Origin of the sequence: Streptosporangium fragile, assembly GCF_039534445.1 — a bacterium.
In the GTDB taxonomy this organism is placed as follows: Bacteria; Actinomycetota; Actinomycetes; order Streptosporangiales; family Streptosporangiaceae; genus Streptosporangium; species Streptosporangium fragile.
Genome location: NZ_BAAAVI010000010.1, coordinates 128,763 through 143,752 on the forward strand (window position 1 = coordinate 128,763; position 14,990 = coordinate 143,752).

Consider the following 14,990-nt stretch of genomic DNA (forward strand, 5'->3'; position numbering starts at 1 on the left):
CGGTGGTCCATGTCCAAGGTTCGCCGCGCCACCATGACCGATGTGGCCAGGGAGGTCGGGGTCACCGCCAAGACGGTCTCGCGGGTGGTCAACGACGACGGCCCGGTGGCGGCGGAGACCCGCGAGCGTGTCCTGCAGGCCATGCGCAAGCTGGGATTCCAGCCCAACCTCATGGCGCGGAACATGCGGGTGGGTGCCCGCGACTCCACGGTCGGGCTGGTCATCCCCGACATGGGCAACCCGTTCTTCGGCACGGTCGCGGGCGGGTTCGAGAGCGCGGTGCGCGCCCGCGGGCTCACCCTGATCGTCGGCTCCTCGGAGGAGGCCGCCGACCGCGAGCGTTCCCTGATCTCGACCTTCCTGGCCCGCAGGGTCGCCGCGCTCATCGTGGTGCCCTCGGCCGACAGCGACCACCGCCACCTGCGGGACGAACGGGCCGCCGGACTGCCCCTGATCTTCCTCGACCGCCCGGCCGCGGGCCTGCGGGCCGACTGCGTCGTCAGCTCCAACCGGGAGGGGGCCCGCGCGGGCGTCGCCCACCTGATCGGCCACGGCCACCGGCGGATCGCCTTCGTCGGCGACCTGCCCGCGCTCTACACGCGCAAGGAGCGCCTGCTCGGCTACCGCGACGCGCTGGCCGAGGCCGGGATCGCCTTCGACCGGTCCCTGGTGGAGACCGGCCACGACCACGAGGCCGCGGCGGCGGCCGTCGCCCGGCTGCTCGGGGCGCGCGACCCGGCCACGGCGATCTTCGCCGCCAACAACTTCGCCGCCACCGGCGTCATCCTCGGCCTGGCCCGGCTGGGCCGTACGGACGTCGCCGTGGTCGGCTTCGACGACCTGCCCCTCGCCGAGGTGCTGCGGCCGGCCCTGACCGTGGTGGCCCAGGACCCGGCCGCCATCGGCCAGGCCGCGGCCAAGCTGGTGATGGCCCGCCTCGACGGGGAGCGTTCCAGGGCGCAGACCGTCGTCGTCCCGACCCGCCTGATCCCGCGCGGCTCCGGAGAGCTGCCCCCGCCCAGGCGGCCCGCCGAGCCCGAGCATCACCCGCGCTGAGCTCCGCTCCCGACCCCGGCGGTCCGTCGAGCCTGAGCGCCGCCCGCGTTGCCCCCGCCCGCGCCGACCCCGCCGGACCCGCTCAGGGGACGGCGACGGTGCCGGAGGTGCCGTCCACGGTGATCTCCTGGCCGGTGACGATGCGCGCGGTCGCCCCGGTGACGCCCACGACGGCCGGGATGCCGTACTCCCGGGCCACCACGGCGCCGTGGGAGTTGGCGCCGCCCATCTCCATCACCAGCCCGCCCGCGGTGAGGAACAGCGGGGTCCAGCCGGGGTCGGTGGAGGGGCAGACGAGGATCTCGCCGGGCTCCAGGTACGCGCCGACCGGGTCGAGGACGACCCTGGCGGCGCCGGTGACGGTGCCCGCCGAGGCCGGGGTCCCGGTCAGCGCGCCGTCCACCGGCACCTTCGCCGCGACGGCCTCCGGCTCGGTGCCGTCCGACAGCATCACCCGGGGAACGTGCCCGCGCCGCAGTTCGCGTTCGGCCTCCTCGCGCCGCCGCGCCACGAGGTCGGCCAGGGCGGGCGGCAGGCCTTCCCGGACCGGGGCGGTCAGGGCGGCCCTGACCTCGCGGAAGGTCAGGAAGAAGACGTCGTCGGCCGCGGGCAGCAGGCCGCGGGCGGCCAGCTCGGCACCGACGATCCGCAACTCGGCCCGTACGGCGCCGAGGGCGGTCACCAGGTAGAACTTCGGCAGTTCCCGCAGCCCCGCCAGCTCCCGGGTCCGGCCGAGGGCGAAGCGGACGAACCGGCCGCGGAGCCCGCCGGCACGCGCGCTCAGGGTTCTGATCATCATTGTGGCCTCGGCGGCGCCCCGGGCGAACAGGACGTCCGGGGCCAGGGCCGGGTCCTCCAGCCGGAGGTAGTTGGCGAGCACGCCGATGATGTGGGTCGGGTCCTCCGACCAGCGTGGCAGCCCCAGGTCGATCTCGGCCACGGCCCTGACGCCGTAGACGTCGAGGAAGCCCGCCAGGCCCCGCTGCACGACGCCGGGCAGCGCTCCGGCGTGGAAGCGCCCGGCCAGCTCGGCGGCCGGGGTGGTCAGCAGCAGCGCGACGGCCTCGCGGTCCTCGCGGATGCGGGTGGCCAGCCGCCACAGCGCCAGATCCATCTCGGTGGTCACGTTGTGCGGCAGCCCGCGCAGGACGGTCGGCAGCTCGCCGGGCCGGGCCCGGCCGCCCAGCGCCTTGGCGGCCAGGCCCAGCATGGCGAACCCCGCGCCCGCCCCCGGCGCGACCGTCGGCACCAGCGGGATGACCCGGCCGCTCAGCACCCGCTCGGCGTGGTCGAGCCGCTCGACCGGGGTGGCCCCTTCCGGGGCGGCCAGCCGCGCCGGCAGGTCGGTGCCCACCCGCTCCGCCTCCCGGCGCGCCGTCGCGGGGCTGAGCAGGGCCCGTACCGTGCGCTGCGGGATCCGGAAACGGCGCGCGACCCCGGCGGCCCGGCGCAGCGCCGGGCGGAGCGAGCGCCGGGTGACGCCGAACCGGGGATCGTCGAACAGGCCGCGCAGCACCTTCGCCGACCTGGCCTCCATCACGTCGAGCACCCTGGGGAAGGCCGCGCGCCCCACCCGGCTGCGCATGATCCCGGTGACGTCGAGGAACAGCCGCCCGGCCGCCTCGGCGACGATCGGGGCCCCGGTGTACCGGTCGGGCACCGGCACCCCCAGCAGCCGGGACGCCGACGACGACAGCAACCGGAAGGCCGACACGCCCATGGGGGTGATCGGCCGGTAGAGGCCCTGGGCCACGCTGAAGCAGAAGTAGATCCGCGTGTCGCCCGCGTCGGCGCCGGCACCACCGGCGTGGCCGGGGATCGGGTAGAGCGTGGTGATCGGGCGCGCCTGGGTGAGCCAGAGGGTCCCGTCGGCGTCGATCGCCCACTCGGTGTCCTGGGGCGCCCCGTAGTGGCGCTCCACCCGGTCGCCGAGCTGGGCGAGCGCCCTGATCTGCGCGTCGGTGAGGCAGGCGCCCCCCGCCGCACCTCCCGCCGCGCTCTCCGCCGCACCTCCTGCCGCGCTCTCGTCCGTCCTGTTCGCCGTGTTCCCGGCCGGGCCCCGTACCGGGCCTCCCGCGTCGCCCGTGCCTTCCCGCGTGGTCGCCACGTGCTCGACCCCGCCGCCCGCCAGAGGCCGTACCACCAGGCGCTTGTCGCCCAGGCGGCGCTCGGTGATCCGGCCGGTGGCGGTGTCGACCACGAAATGGTCGGGGTTGACCGCACCGGAGACCACGGCCTCACCGAGGCCGGGGGCGGCGTCGATGACCGCCTCGCGGCGCCGGCCGGTGACCGGGTTCGCGGTGAACAGCACCCCCGCGACCTCCGCCCGGATCATCTCCTGGATGACCACCGCCAGGCGCACCGCGCGGTGATCGATGCCGTTCGCCGCCCGGTAGGCGACGGCCCGGTCGGTCCAGAGCGAGGCCCAGCAGTGCCGTACCGCCTCCAGCACGGCGTCGGCGCCGACCACGTTGAGGTAGGTGTCCTGCTGGCCGGCGAAGCTGGCGTGCGGCAGGTCCTCGGCCGTCGCCGAGGAGCGGACCGCGACGGGGCCGTGCGCGCCGTGCCGTACGGCCTCGGCGACGTCGTCCGGGACGGGGGCGGTGAGCACGATCTTCCGGGCCGCGCCGGCCAGCTCGTTCAGCGTCCGGATGTCCCCGGCGGGTGTCCCGGCCAGCGCGTCGAGCACGGCGTCGAGCCCGCCGGCCCGTTCGGTGACCCGGCGGTAGGCCTCGGTGGTGACGCACACGCCGGGAGGGACGGGGAACCCGGCGGCGGTGAGCACCCCCAGGTTCGCGGCCTTGCCGCCGACGAGGGGCAGCGTCTCCGACCCGATCTCATCGAACGTCAGGATGATGGGCGTGGGCATGGATCCGTCTCCTTGAGGCTTCGCCGAGGAGTGCCATGGCCCGGATCACGAGCTCGCGCTCCTCGGCGGTCAGATGGGCCATGACGCCGAGCTGGGCGTCGGCCCTGGCGCGCTCGAACGAGCGCAGGAAGCCGGTGCCGGCGGGGGTGAGGGCGACCCGCCGCACCCGCCGGTCGCCGGGGTCGGCCAGGCGGTCGACCAGGCCCCGCCGGACGAGCCGGTCGATCAGGCGGCTGGTCGCCGAGACCGACCGCTCGATGCGCTCGGCGAGCTCGCGCAGGGTCGGGGCGGCCGGGCCGTCGAGGACGTAGAGGGCGGCGATCTGGATCACCGAGGGCTCCTCGCCCTCGAACCCCCGCAGCAGCTGGAGGAGGAGGCCGGGCATCAGGGCCCGGCGGAAATCGCCGATGTCACCGGCCAGCCGGTCGCGTTCCGCGCTGCCCTCGTGGTCCACCGGAGAACTCCTTGCGTACCTGCAACTAGTGCATGTCCGCAACGGTATGGCGGGCACGGCCAAGAAGTCAACAAGTGATGAAATTTACTGATTCGTGATCTTCGGTGGACGGGGGGCCGGAGCCGCCGGTCCCGGCCGGTCGCGAAAGCTCGGACCGGCTCTCCCGGCCTCGTTGGAACCGGCGGCGGAATCGGATAGGAAGGGTTCTATGACCACCGAGCAGACGTTCGTCATCGTCGGAGCGGGCCTGGCCGGGGCGAAGGCCGCGCAGTCACTGCGGGAGGAAGGCTTCGCGGGCGGGATCGTGCTCGTCGGCGCCGAGGCCGAACGTCCCTACGAGCGCCCCCCGCTCTCCAAGGGCTACCTGCTCGGCAAGGACGACAGGGCCAAGGTCTACGTCCACGACGAGGGCTGGTACGCGGAGAACTCGGTCGAACTCCTGCGCGGGCACCGGGTGACGGGCCTCGACCGGGCCGCGCACGAGGTGGAGCTCGACGACGGCCGCCGAATCGGGTACGCCAAGCTGCTCCTGGCCCCCGGCGCGTCCCCGCGCCGCCTCGACGTGCCCGGCGCGGACCTGGACGGCGTGCACTACCTGCGCACCCTCGGCGACGCGGAGCGGTTGCGCGAGGCCCTGCGCGGCGGAGGAAGGGTGGTCGTCGTGGGCGCCGGCTGGATCGGCCTGGAGACCGCGGCCGCCGCCCGCGAGTACGGCTGCGAGGTGACCGTCGTCGAGCCGCAGGCGGTGCCGCTCCAGGCCGTGCTCGGTCCGGAGATGGGCGCCTTCTTCGCCGAGGTGCACCGGCGGCGGGGCGTCGACGTGCGGCTCGGCCGGGGGGTGACCGGCTTCCTCGGCACCGGGCGCGTCCAGGCGGTGGCCACCGACGACGGCGGCGAGGTGACGGCCGACGTGGTGATCGTCGGCGTCGGCGTGCGCCCCGACACCGAGCTGGCCGAGCGGGCGGGCCTGGCCGTGGAGAACGGGATCCTCGTCGACGCGTCCCTGCGCACCGACGACCCCGACGTCTACGCCGCCGGTGACGCGGCCAACGCGTTCAACCCGCTGTACGGCACCCGCATCCGGGTCGAGCACTGGGCCAACGCGCTCAACGGCGGCCCGGCCGCGGCCCGGTCCATGCTCGGCCAGGAGGTCGTCTACGACCGGCCGCCCTACTTCTTCAGCGACCAGTACGACGTCGGGATGGAGTTCTCCGGCTGGTTCCCGCAGGGCGGGTACGACTCCGTCGTCGTCCGCGGGGAGCTCCCGGCGCACGACTTCCACGCCTTCTGGCTCGCCGGCGGCCGTGTCGTGGCGGGGATGCACGTCAACCGGTGGGACGAGGGCATCGCGCCGGTCCAGGAGCTGATCCGCGCCGGAGTCCCCGTCGACCCCGATCGGCTCGCCGACCCCTCGGCCCCGCTCGCCGATCTCGTCAGGGGCTGACCGCGCCTGCCCGCCCGGCAGCCTCCCGCCTGACACGACGGCCGCGGGGGGACACGGCGGTCGAGTGTCCACTCCGGCCGAGCCGAGCCGGGCTCCCGCGGGGTTCGTCCTGATCCGGCGGAGACCGCGCCTGCCGGCGGGCGTGATCTCAGGGGCGGCGGGTGGAAACGCGCCGGACGAGGCGCCAGGCGACCTCGGTGTCCCGGTCGCCGGGGGCGGGGTGGCCCAGGGCGGTGCGCGCGCAGCGGGCGCCCTGGTCGCGGAGGGACTGGGCGATCGTGGTGAGCCCGGCGGGGGCGGCGGCGTCGGTGTCGTCCCACCCGCTGAGGGTGAGGTCGCCGGGGACGGACAGGCCCAGGCGGGCGGCGGCGCGCAGGGTGCCCAGGGCCAGCTCGTCGCTCATCGCGGCGACGGCGTCGCAGGCGTGCGGGCCGGTGAGCAGCTCGGCCGCGAGCGCCTCGGCCTCGCGGGCGCTGTTGGTCGAGCAGACGGCCACCCGGACCTGTGACCAGTCGCCACCGGCCTCCGCCCAGGCGTCGCGGAAGCCCCGCAGCCGCTGCCGGGTGACCCGGAATGTCGAGGCCTCGGGGTCGATCCCGGCGGTCGCCCGCGCGGGACCGGCCTCGGTGGTCACGGTGTCGGAGGGCGCGACGCCGACGTTCGAGGTGCCGGAGTGCGCGGTGACGCCGGCGTTCGAGGGAGCGCCGAAAGAAACGGATGAGATCCGCGCCCGGTCGAGGGGGAAGCTCAGCACCGCCGGGTGCCGGGCCCCGGCGAAGACCTCGATGCCCGCGGCGCGGGCCGCCGCGCGGTCGTCGACGGCCACGAAGGCGAGGTCGTCGCGGCGCGGGCCGCCGTGCACGGTCGCGGGGAGGCCGGTCGCGGCGATGGCGTCGATGACCGGGTCGTCGTCCGCGGTCGTCCAGACCACGAAGGCGTCGACGGCGGCCGCGGTGACCCGGTCGACGTCGGAGGGGCCACCGGTGACGGGGACGAGCGTCAGCGCCATGCCGTGGTCGGCGCAGACCTGCGCGACGCCGGCCAGGAAGCGGCTGGCCTGCGGGTCGTCGAACGCGTACGTCAGGTGCTCGCCGAGGACGACGCCCAGGTTGCCGGTGCGGCCCCGGCGCAGCGACCGCGCCCCCGGGTGCGGGCCCGGGTAGCCCAGGCGCTCGGCGGCCTCGCGGACCCGGGCCCGCGCCTCGTCGGAGACCCGGCCGGGCTGACCGTAGGCGTACGAGACGGTCATCACGGACACCCCGGCCGCGCGAGCGACCTCGGCCATGGTCACCCGGCGCCGGGCCGTCCTTCCGCTCATGGGCCGAGAATAGCTGTGTAACGATACACAGCTATTCTGTGTATCGTTACACGCATGTCGATCGAACCCGGGGCCGCCCGCCCGCGCACGGCCTACGCGAGCTTTGCTGCCTTTGGTGCTTTCTGGGGTGTCTGGGGAGCTTCGGTGCCCGCGCTCCGGGTCCAGGCGGGGCTCACCGACGGGGAACTGGGTACGGCGCTGCTGTTCGTGGGCGCCGGGGCGCTGCCCGCGATGCTCGCCACCGGCAGGGCGGTGGACCGCTGGGGGCTCCGGGTGGCCGCGCTGCTGCTGGGGACGTTGGGCGCCACGGGCGTGCTGGTGGCCGCGGCCGGGCGTGACATCTGGAGCCTGTCGGCGGGCCTGGCGCTGCTCGGCGCGTCCTCCGGCGCGGCGGATGTGGCGATCAACGCGGCGGCGGGCTCGGCGGAGCGGGGGACCGGCAGGCCGGTGATCACCCGGGCGCACGGCGTCTTCTCCGCCACGGTCGTGGTCGGCAGTCTCGGCACCGGGCTGCTGGCCGGCCTCGGGCTGCCGCTCCTCGTGCCGTTCCTCCTGGTCGCGGCGGGCTCGGCGGGCGTCGCTCTGGCAGTCTTCGCCGACGGCCGGGCCGCGACGGAGGCTGATCAGGAGGCGGGGACCGTGGCGGCCGATGCGGGGGCCGGGCGCGGTGCGGGGGGAGCCGGGCAGGGCGCGGATCGGCCCGGCTCCCCCCGTACCGGGCCCGGGGTGCGGCTCCTCCCGCTGCTGGTGATCGGAGGTCTGGGCGCCCTCGCCTTCGCGGTGGAGAACGCCCACCAGAGCTGGGGGGCCGTCTACCTGGCCGACGTGGCCGACGCCGGGCCGGCGCTCGCCGCGGCCGGACCGGCGGTCTTCGCCGCCGTCGTCGCCCTCACCCGCTTCGCCGCCGGGGTGATCGGTTCCCGGCACGCCGCGGCCGTGCTCGTCGCGGGCTCCGTCACGGCCGCCGCCGGGACCGCGCTGGTCTCCGTCGCGACGGCCGTCCCGGCGGTGCTGCTCGGGCTGGCCCTGGCCGCCGCCGGGACCGCGGTGCTCTTCCCCACGCTGGTCGGCGTCGTCACCGCCCACGTCGACGACACCGCCCGCGGGCGGGCCACGTCCGTCGTGTCGACCGTGGCCTACCTGGGTTTCCTCGCCGGCCCCGTCTACGTCGGGCGCTGGGCCGACGCGACAGGTCTGTCCGGCGCGATGGCCGCCGTGGCCGCCCTGGCCGCGGTGCTCGCCGTCCTCGCCTGGCCCCTGCTGCGGGCCGTCCACACCGGCGCCGGGTGGCACCCGGACTCCGGCGGCACCGGGCGCTCCGCGACGGACTCCGGCCGCGACGCGGTCCCGCACCATGACGTCCGGCCGTGACGCCACCGGGGAGGGGCCTCGTACGGAGGCGTCCCCTCCGGGCGGGCCGGGACCGGGCAGGTCGGGGCCGAGTGGGCCGAGTGGGCCGGGGCCGAGTGGGCCGGGGCCGGGCGGGCCGGGGCCGGGCGGGCCGGGACCGGGGGTGGGTCAGGAGCGGGCGGCCTCGCGGGCGCGGCGAGCTTCGCGGCGCTCGACGAAGCGGGAGGCGGTGGTCTCCAGGCGGGCCATGAACTCGGCGAGCTCCTCGCGGGCCTTCTCGCCCTCGGGGCCGAGCCCCGTCAGGTTGAACACGTCCCACTGGCGCAGGACCGGCTGCAGGACGTCGTCGATGTGCAGGCGCAGGTCGTAGATCCCGGCGTTGGCGATGATCATCGCCTTACGGGTGAAGCCCTCGATGCCGGTGCCGGGCATCTGGAAGGTGGTGACCACGTCGGTCACGGCGCGCATGGTCTGGTCGGGGGTGAGCTTGAAGGCCGCGTCGAGGAGGTTGCGGTAGAAGAGCATGTGCAGGTTCTCGTCGGCGGCGATCCTGGCGAGCAGGCGCTCGCAGTTGGGGTCCTGCGACGCCTTGCCGGTGTTGCGGTGCGAGATGCGGGTGGCCAGCTCCTGGAAGGAGACGTAGGCCACGGAGTGCAGCACACCCTCGTAGGAGTTGCTGAAGCCCTCGCCCATGTGGTTCATACGGGCCCGCTCCAGCGCGACCGGGTCGACCGCGCGGGTGACCGTGAGGTAGTCGCGCAGGGCGGTGCCGTGCCGTGCCTCCTCGGCGGTCCAGCGGTGCACCCAGGTGCCCCAGGCCGCGTCGCGGCCGAAGGCGGTGGCGATCTCGTGGTGGTAGCTGGGGAGATTGTCCTCGGTCAGGAGGTTCACGATGAGGGAGATCCGGGCTTCCTCCGGAATCTCCGAGTCAGTCTCGGCCCACGCGTCGCCCCCGAAGATGCCGTCGTAGTTCCGGCCCTCCGACCACGGGACGTACTCGTGGGGGAACCACTCCTTGGCCATCTTCTCGTGCCTGTCCAGCTCACCGGCGACGACGGGCTCAAGCTCAAGCAGCAGCTCGGTCTGACTGAACTCTCGCATATGGCTTCTCCTCAAAGACTACGGAACCGTAACCTACGTTAGCGTAGGTAAAGCCGCAATGGGTACGTGGGGTACGTCCTATTTGTTACTTATGAGTATTTTCTGAGTGCTTCTCCGCTGCAGGGGCGGTGCACGCGGCCGACGGCACGACGCTCGTCACGGGCCCGATTCCCGAACTTCCCCCGGAGGACGTCCCCATGCGCGCCTTCGTCCACGCCTGGACCGGCTCGCCGGCCCGATCGCAGCCGGGCGGCACGGACACGTACGTCCGGCCCGGCCTCGGCCGCCCGGCGGCCCTCCCCGGCGGCGCCACGCTGCCGCGTCCCCGTCCACCCTCTGGCGGCGAGCGCGTAATAGTGCGTGGTACGGCCGCCCGTCGCCCGTCATGGTGGGTGGATGAGGTTCACGATCCTTGGCCCGCTGGAGATCCGGAGGAACGGCGAGCCCGTTCCCGTGCCCGGTGAACGGCAACGGGCGCTGCTGGTGGCGCTGCTGCTGCGCCGGGGAAGCGTGGTGCCCTTCGAACGGCTCGTCGACGAGGTCTTCGGCGACCGGCTGCCCCGGGACGCCCGCAACACGCTCCAGACCTGTGTGACGCGGCTGCGCCGCTTCCTGGCCGAGGGCGGCCTCGTGCTGACCCGCCCGCCGGGCTACCTGCTGGACGTCCCGGCCGAGAGCGTGGACGCCGGGCACTTCGAGAAGCTGCTGGCCCGCGCCGCGGGGAGCGCCGATCCCGGAGCCAGACTCGTCCTGCTCGACGAGGCGCTGGGCCTGTGGCGGGGGCCGGCCCTGGCCGGTTTCGACTTCGCCAGGTCCGAGGCCGCGCGGCTGGAGGAGCTGATGCTGGCCGTCCGGGAGGACCGGGCGGCCGCCCTGATCGAGCTGGGCGAGCACGTCCGGGCCGCGACGGACCTGGCGGCGCTGTCGGCCGAGCACCCGTGGCGTGAGCGCGTGGTCCACCTGCTGGTCACCGCGCTCGCCCGCTCGGGACGCGCCCCCGAGGCGCTCGCCGCCTACACCCGGCACCGCGACGCGCTCCGCGACGAGCTTGGCCTCGGTCCGTCCGCCGCCCTGCGGGACCTGCACCGGCGCGTCCTCCGCGGCGAGCTCGCCCCCGCCTGCTCCGACCTCCCGTCCCCGCCCCGCCGTGCCCCGGCCCACCCGGGCCACCTTCCCCCGGCACGTCCCGGCTCCCCGGAACCGCCCGGGACCTCGGCACGGCTCGGCTCCCTCATCGGACGGAGCCCGGAGCTCGCGACGATCCGCGAGGCGCTGGTGGCCGAGCACCTCCGGCTGGCGGTGGTTCACAGCGTGGCGGCGTACGCGATGTGGAGCGAGGGGCGGACGGCCGAGGCCACCGAGGCCGCCCGCGTCGGCCTGGACGAGGCGGCCGTGACGCTCGCCGCGACGTTGCGGCGGGCTGCCCCGGACGACTCATACGGGGCCGAGGCCGATCGGCCGGCGAGAGCGCCCGGTGCCGTCCGGACCGGGCTGGGCCGGGATCGCCACGCCCGCGCCGAGGCGGCCGGCACCGCGCGGACGGTGGACGAGGCCGCCGACCACGCCATCGCCGTCCTTGCGGCCCACCTGACGGACGGAGAGAAGGACCAGCGCCATGTCCGAGAGCACCAGCAGCCGCTGCAGCATGCCGTGGTAGCCGGGGCCGCCGATCAGGTCCGCGGCCGGCGAGCCCGGGCGGGCCGCCAGGAACGCGGCGAGGAGCATCACCGACACGATGCCGACGCCCGCCAGCACCCGGTTCCCCGACCGGCGGCCGACCATCCACCCCGCGCAGGGCAGGGCGGTGAAGACCACCGCCGCCGACCAGTGGTGGATCTCGCCGCCGATCGAGGTGACGCCGGGCGCCGCGTCGGTGGGGAACACCGCGGTGAGCAGCAGCCCCAGCGCCGCGGCGACGAACAGCACCCGGGCCGCGGCGCCGCGGCCCGGATCCAGCCGGGCCAGCAGGTAGGCGGCCCAGAGGGCCCCCATGGCCAGCGCGATGGTGCCGCCGGCCGTCGTCCAGGCGCCGTCGTCCGTCAGGGCGTACTCGCTGATCAGGCCGGTGAACGGGTCCACGGAGCCGGAGGCGGCCACGTGGGCGTAGGCCATCGCGGCCAGGGCGAGCACCGGTCCGACCGTGCCCGGCCAGCGGGAGACCGGGCCCTCGTTCATCACGCCACCTCCCGGTAGATCGCCTCGAACCGGGCGAGGGACGCCTGGTGGTCATGGGCCAGCGCGATCCGGCGGCTCGCGGCGCCCATGACGGCGCGGAGCGCGGGCGAGGCGAGGAGTTCGGACAGGTGGCGGGCCAGCCCCAGGACGTCGCCCGGCCGGAACAGGTGGCCGTTCTCACCGGGGTGCACCAGGTGGGGCAGCGCCATCGCGTCGGCCGCGACAACCGGCAACCCGGTGGCCATGGCCTCCAGTGTGGCGATGCTCTGCAGCTCCGCGACGCCCGGCATGGCGAAGACGTCGGCGGCGGCGTAGACCGCGGGCAGCGTCTCGTCGGGCACGAACCCGAGGAAGGTCACCCGGTCGCCGACCCCGATCCGGTGCGCCATCCTCTCCAGCGCGCTCCGCCGCCCGCCGGTGCCCACCAGGGCGACCTGCGCGTCGGTGCCGTTGAGGACGTGCGGCAGCGCGCGGACGAGCTCGTCCAGCCGTTTCTCCTCGTCCAGGCGCCCGACGAACAGGATCGTGTCGCGCTCGGGGAGGCCGACGGTCTCACGAGCCTGTGCCTTCGACGCGGTGCCCGGCTGGAACCTGGCCAGGTCGATGCCGCAGGAGATGGGTTCCACCGGCGCGCCGAAGCCCTTGTCGGAGAGCAGCCCGGCCGCGATCCGGGTGGGCGTGGTGACACGGTCCGCCCGGGAGAAGACGCGGTTGAAGTCCCGCCAGGCCAGCGCGCCGGCCCGGTTGCGGAGCCGGTCGGGGATGTGCGCGAACTGGAAGAGGTTGTCCGGCATGAAGTGGTTGGTCGCGACCACCGGGATGCCCGCGCGCCGGGAGGCGGACACGGCGGCGCGCCCGACGACGAAGTGTCCCTGCACGTGGACGACGTCCGGCGCGATCGCGCCGATCAGCCGGTCCAGCCGGGTCGGTACCGAGACCCGCATCGTCGGGTGGACCAGCACCGGCGCCGAGCGCAGCCGGTGCACGGTCACACCCTCCACGTGCTCGGTCCTGGCCGGCCCCTCGTCCGAGGCGCACACCACGTGGACCTCGTTGCCCCGGGCGGCCAGGCCGCAGGCCAGCCGGTGGGTGAAGTAGGCGGCACCGTTGACGTCCGGCGGGTAGGTGTCGGTCCCGATCAGCACCCGGCGGGGTCGGGTCGCGGGAAGAGCGGGGGCGAGCTGGGGGGCGGACGCGGACATGACCATCGGTGCTCCGTTCATCGGGTGATCGCGTCGTGCGTGGGGGACATCGGACTGGTGCGGGCCAGAGCGACGGTGCCGGCGGCGGTGAGCGCCGCCGCGACCAGCGCGGTGAGCGTGCTCGCCGTGCCGGTCGGCAGGGGTTCACCGAGCAGGAGAGCGCCGAAGGCGACAGCGGTGAGGGGGTCGGCCACCTGGAGCGCGGCGAAGGCCACGCCGAAGTGACCGACCGCGTAGGCGCGCTGCAGCAGCGCCAGGGCGATCAGGGCGGGCATCGGGACGGCGAGCAGGAACCAGACCTCCCAGTCGCCGTCCACGAGGACGCGGGTGAGCGTGGCGGTCGCGCCGTACAGCACGCCCGCCCCCATGGCGAGCAGGCCGGCCCGGACGGCGGGCGGGGCGCTCTGTGCCGCGCCCCACAGCACCAGGGCGACGGCGGCCGCCCCCGTGAGCAGGGCCACCGCCTCCCCGGTGCTCAGGGAAGGATCGCCGGAGTGCTCAGGTACGACCAGGACCAGGCCGATCAGCCCGATGGCGATCACGGCTGCGGCGGCGAGTTCCCCGGACCGGGGCCTGCGGCGCTGCAGCGCGGCGGCGCAGGGCAGGGCGAACAGGAGACTCGCCACACCCATCGGCTGGACGACGGTGAGGGGGCCGTACTTCAGCGCGACGATATGCAGCACCGTGCCGATCCCGATGGCGAGACCGCCGAGCAGCCAGCGGGGACGGCGGAACAGGCGTTTGAGGGTCGCGCGGGCCGTACTCGCGGCCTCGAACTGCTGCAGCGCTGCGCCGACCGCGAAGAACAGGGACCCCAGCAACGCCAGGCCGGCTGCCAAGACAGTCATGCGCACTCCTCCCAAGCAGATGAAGACACGGCGAGATGGCCGGAACGCCTCATGGAGACGTCCGGTGGAGGTCTTTCGGTGAACCAGTGGCAGCGTCCCGCGTCGCGCGGCGGTGGATCCATAGGGGTTCACCCTGACTTCGGCGTGGATTCCCTGAGATTCGGGTCGGGGCCACCGGGCGGGAACGCGGATCCGGCCGCTACGCGGCGGCCGGTGGGCGTGACGGAGCGCGCGGCGGCCGGTGCGCGGCGACGGAGGGCGGTGACCGGCCGACGGCCGACGGTCAGTCGTGCGAGGCGACCAGGCTCGCCTCCGGCTTCCGCGCGGTACGCCGGTGCCGCAGGTAGCGGACGACCTCGACCACCGCGGTGATCGTCACGGCGATGCCGAGGCCGAGGAGCAGGCCCTTGACCGGGTCGTTCTCGAAGGCGGCGCCGCCCACGTAGCCGATCAGACCCGAGTAGACCGCCCAGGACACGGCGGCGACCGCGTCGAACAGGGCGAACGAGCGCCGGGGGTAGGTGACGGCGCCCATGGTGAGGGTGCAGGCGGTCCGGCCGCCCGGGATGTAGCGGGCCACGACGAGAACCAGCCCGCCCCGCTCGGCCAGCGCCTTCTGGGCCCAGGCGAACGCCTTGCCGCTGCGCCTGCCGTTGCGCAGCCGGTGGTTCGTGGTGCGCCCGATGGCGTAGGAGATGTGGTCGCCCACGAACGCGCCCAGCGCGGACACGAGGATCACCGGCACCAGATCGGGTGCTCCGGTGGAGGCGGCGAACACCCCGGCCGTGATCACGGACGTCTCCGCCGGCACCACCGGGAAGAACCCGTCGAGCATCGCCAGCGCGAAGAGCGCCGGGTAGATCCAGGGTGAGGTCATCACATCGTGCAGGGCCTCAAGGATGGCCTGTGTCACAGCGGTGCTCCAATCAAGGGATCGGGGATCTTTCGTACAGCACGGTGACGACCCGGTGATCTCCGAACATCAGGGAAGATCCCCGGTGTTCTCAGGTCATGTCCCTGAGACCCCTAGGGGTGCCGGGACCGCCGAGGATGCGCATCGCCGATGTTAGGAATCGGCTGTCTCCCGGCACATCGCACAAACAGCTCCCAGCACCCCCGACTTTCGTCGGGGGGCGCCTGCTACCTCCGGCGGAGCCGCGCCATCCGGGCGAC

11 protein-coding genes and 1 pseudogene are annotated in these 14,990 nt (G+C 74.8%); 4 read left to right on the forward strand and 8 right to left on the reverse strand.

What is annotated here, in order from left to right:
* Positions 1-9 precede the first annotated feature (9 nt).
* Positions 10-1,056 carry a LacI family DNA-binding transcriptional regulator gene (locus tag ABD841_RS09410; RefSeq protein ID WP_344969805.1) on the forward strand — a complete coding sequence of 349 codons (1,047 nt, stop codon included), beginning with the start codon at positions 10-12 and terminating at the stop codon, positions 1,054-1,056.
* A gap of 82 nt (positions 1,057-1,138) precedes the next feature.
* Here ABD841_RS09410 and ABD841_RS09415 read toward each other — a convergent pair whose 3' ends face one another.
* Positions 1,139-3,925, reverse strand: a complete 2,787-nt coding sequence (locus ABD841_RS09415) for a PEP/pyruvate-binding domain-containing protein (protein WP_344969806.1) — start codon at positions 3,923-3,925, stop codon at positions 1,139-1,141.
* Positions 3,894-4,379 (reverse strand): MarR family winged helix-turn-helix transcriptional regulator, encoded by a 486-nt coding sequence (locus ABD841_RS09420; protein ID WP_344969808.1) that lies wholly within the window; start codon positions 4,377-4,379, stop codon positions 3,894-3,896. The genes ABD841_RS09415 and ABD841_RS09420 overlap by 32 nt, the downstream gene beginning before the upstream one ends.
* Positions 4,380-4,587: 208 nt before the next feature.
* On the opposite strand from ABD841_RS09420, the gene ABD841_RS09425 reads away from it, so the two are divergent.
* Entirely contained in the window at positions 4,588-5,823 is a 1,236-nt protein-coding gene (locus ABD841_RS09425) for an NAD(P)/FAD-dependent oxidoreductase (protein ID WP_344969810.1), read from the forward strand.
* A gap of 148 nt (positions 5,824-5,971) precedes the next feature.
* Here ABD841_RS09425 and ABD841_RS09430 read toward each other — a convergent pair whose 3' ends face one another.
* Entirely contained in the window at positions 5,972-7,141 is a 1,170-nt protein-coding gene (locus ABD841_RS09430) for a substrate-binding domain-containing protein (RefSeq protein ID WP_344969811.1), read from the reverse strand.
* Between the two features lie 54 nt (positions 7,142-7,195).
* Here ABD841_RS09430 and ABD841_RS09435 point away from each other — a divergent pair, with 54 nt between their 5' ends.
* Complete coding sequence (locus ABD841_RS09435) at positions 7,196-8,512, forward strand: MFS transporter (RefSeq protein WP_344969813.1); 1,317 nt, start codon at positions 7,196-7,198, stop codon at positions 8,510-8,512.
* A 147-nt stretch (positions 8,513-8,659) separates the two neighbouring features.
* Here the strand turns inward: ABD841_RS09435 and ABD841_RS09440 are convergent, their stop codons facing one another.
* A complete protein-coding gene (locus tag ABD841_RS09440; protein WP_344969815.1) occupies positions 8,660-9,592 on the reverse strand; it encodes an acyl-ACP desaturase in 933 nt (310 codons plus the stop codon).
* A 396-nt stretch (positions 9,593-9,988) separates the two neighbouring features.
* On the opposite strand from ABD841_RS09440, the pseudogene ABD841_RS40810 reads away from it, so the two are divergent.
* Positions 9,989-10,678 (forward strand): annotated as a pseudogene (locus ABD841_RS40810) (AfsR/SARP family transcriptional regulator); the annotation flags it as partial.
* Positions 10,679-11,026: 348 nt separating this feature from the next.
* Here the strand turns inward: ABD841_RS40810 and ABD841_RS40815 are convergent.
* The 4 genes from ABD841_RS40815 to ABD841_RS09460 all read right to left on the reverse strand — a co-directional run bounded on the left by ABD841_RS40815 (position 11,027) and on the right by ABD841_RS09460 (position 14,730).
* Positions 11,027-11,767, reverse strand: coding sequence for a DUF998 domain-containing protein (locus tag ABD841_RS40815; protein ID WP_425581967.1), 741 nt, complete (start codon positions 11,765-11,767; stop codon positions 11,027-11,029).
* Positions 11,767-12,975 carry a glycosyltransferase gene (locus ABD841_RS09450; protein ID WP_344969818.1) on the reverse strand — a complete coding sequence of 403 codons (1,209 nt, stop codon included), beginning with the start codon at positions 12,973-12,975 and terminating at the stop codon, positions 11,767-11,769. The genes ABD841_RS40815 and ABD841_RS09450 overlap by 1 nt, the downstream gene beginning before the upstream one ends.
* A gap of 11 nt (positions 12,976-12,986) precedes the next feature.
* Positions 12,987-13,817 carry a DMT family transporter gene (locus ABD841_RS09455; RefSeq protein ID WP_344969820.1) on the reverse strand — a complete coding sequence of 277 codons (831 nt, stop codon included), beginning with the start codon at positions 13,815-13,817 and terminating at the stop codon, positions 12,987-12,989.
* 283 nt (positions 13,818-14,100) lie between these two features.
* Positions 14,101-14,730 carry a DedA family protein gene (locus ABD841_RS09460; protein ID WP_344969822.1) on the reverse strand — a complete coding sequence of 210 codons (630 nt, stop codon included), beginning with the start codon at positions 14,728-14,730 and terminating at the stop codon, positions 14,101-14,103.
* Between the last annotated feature and the right edge of the window lie 260 nt (positions 14,731-14,990).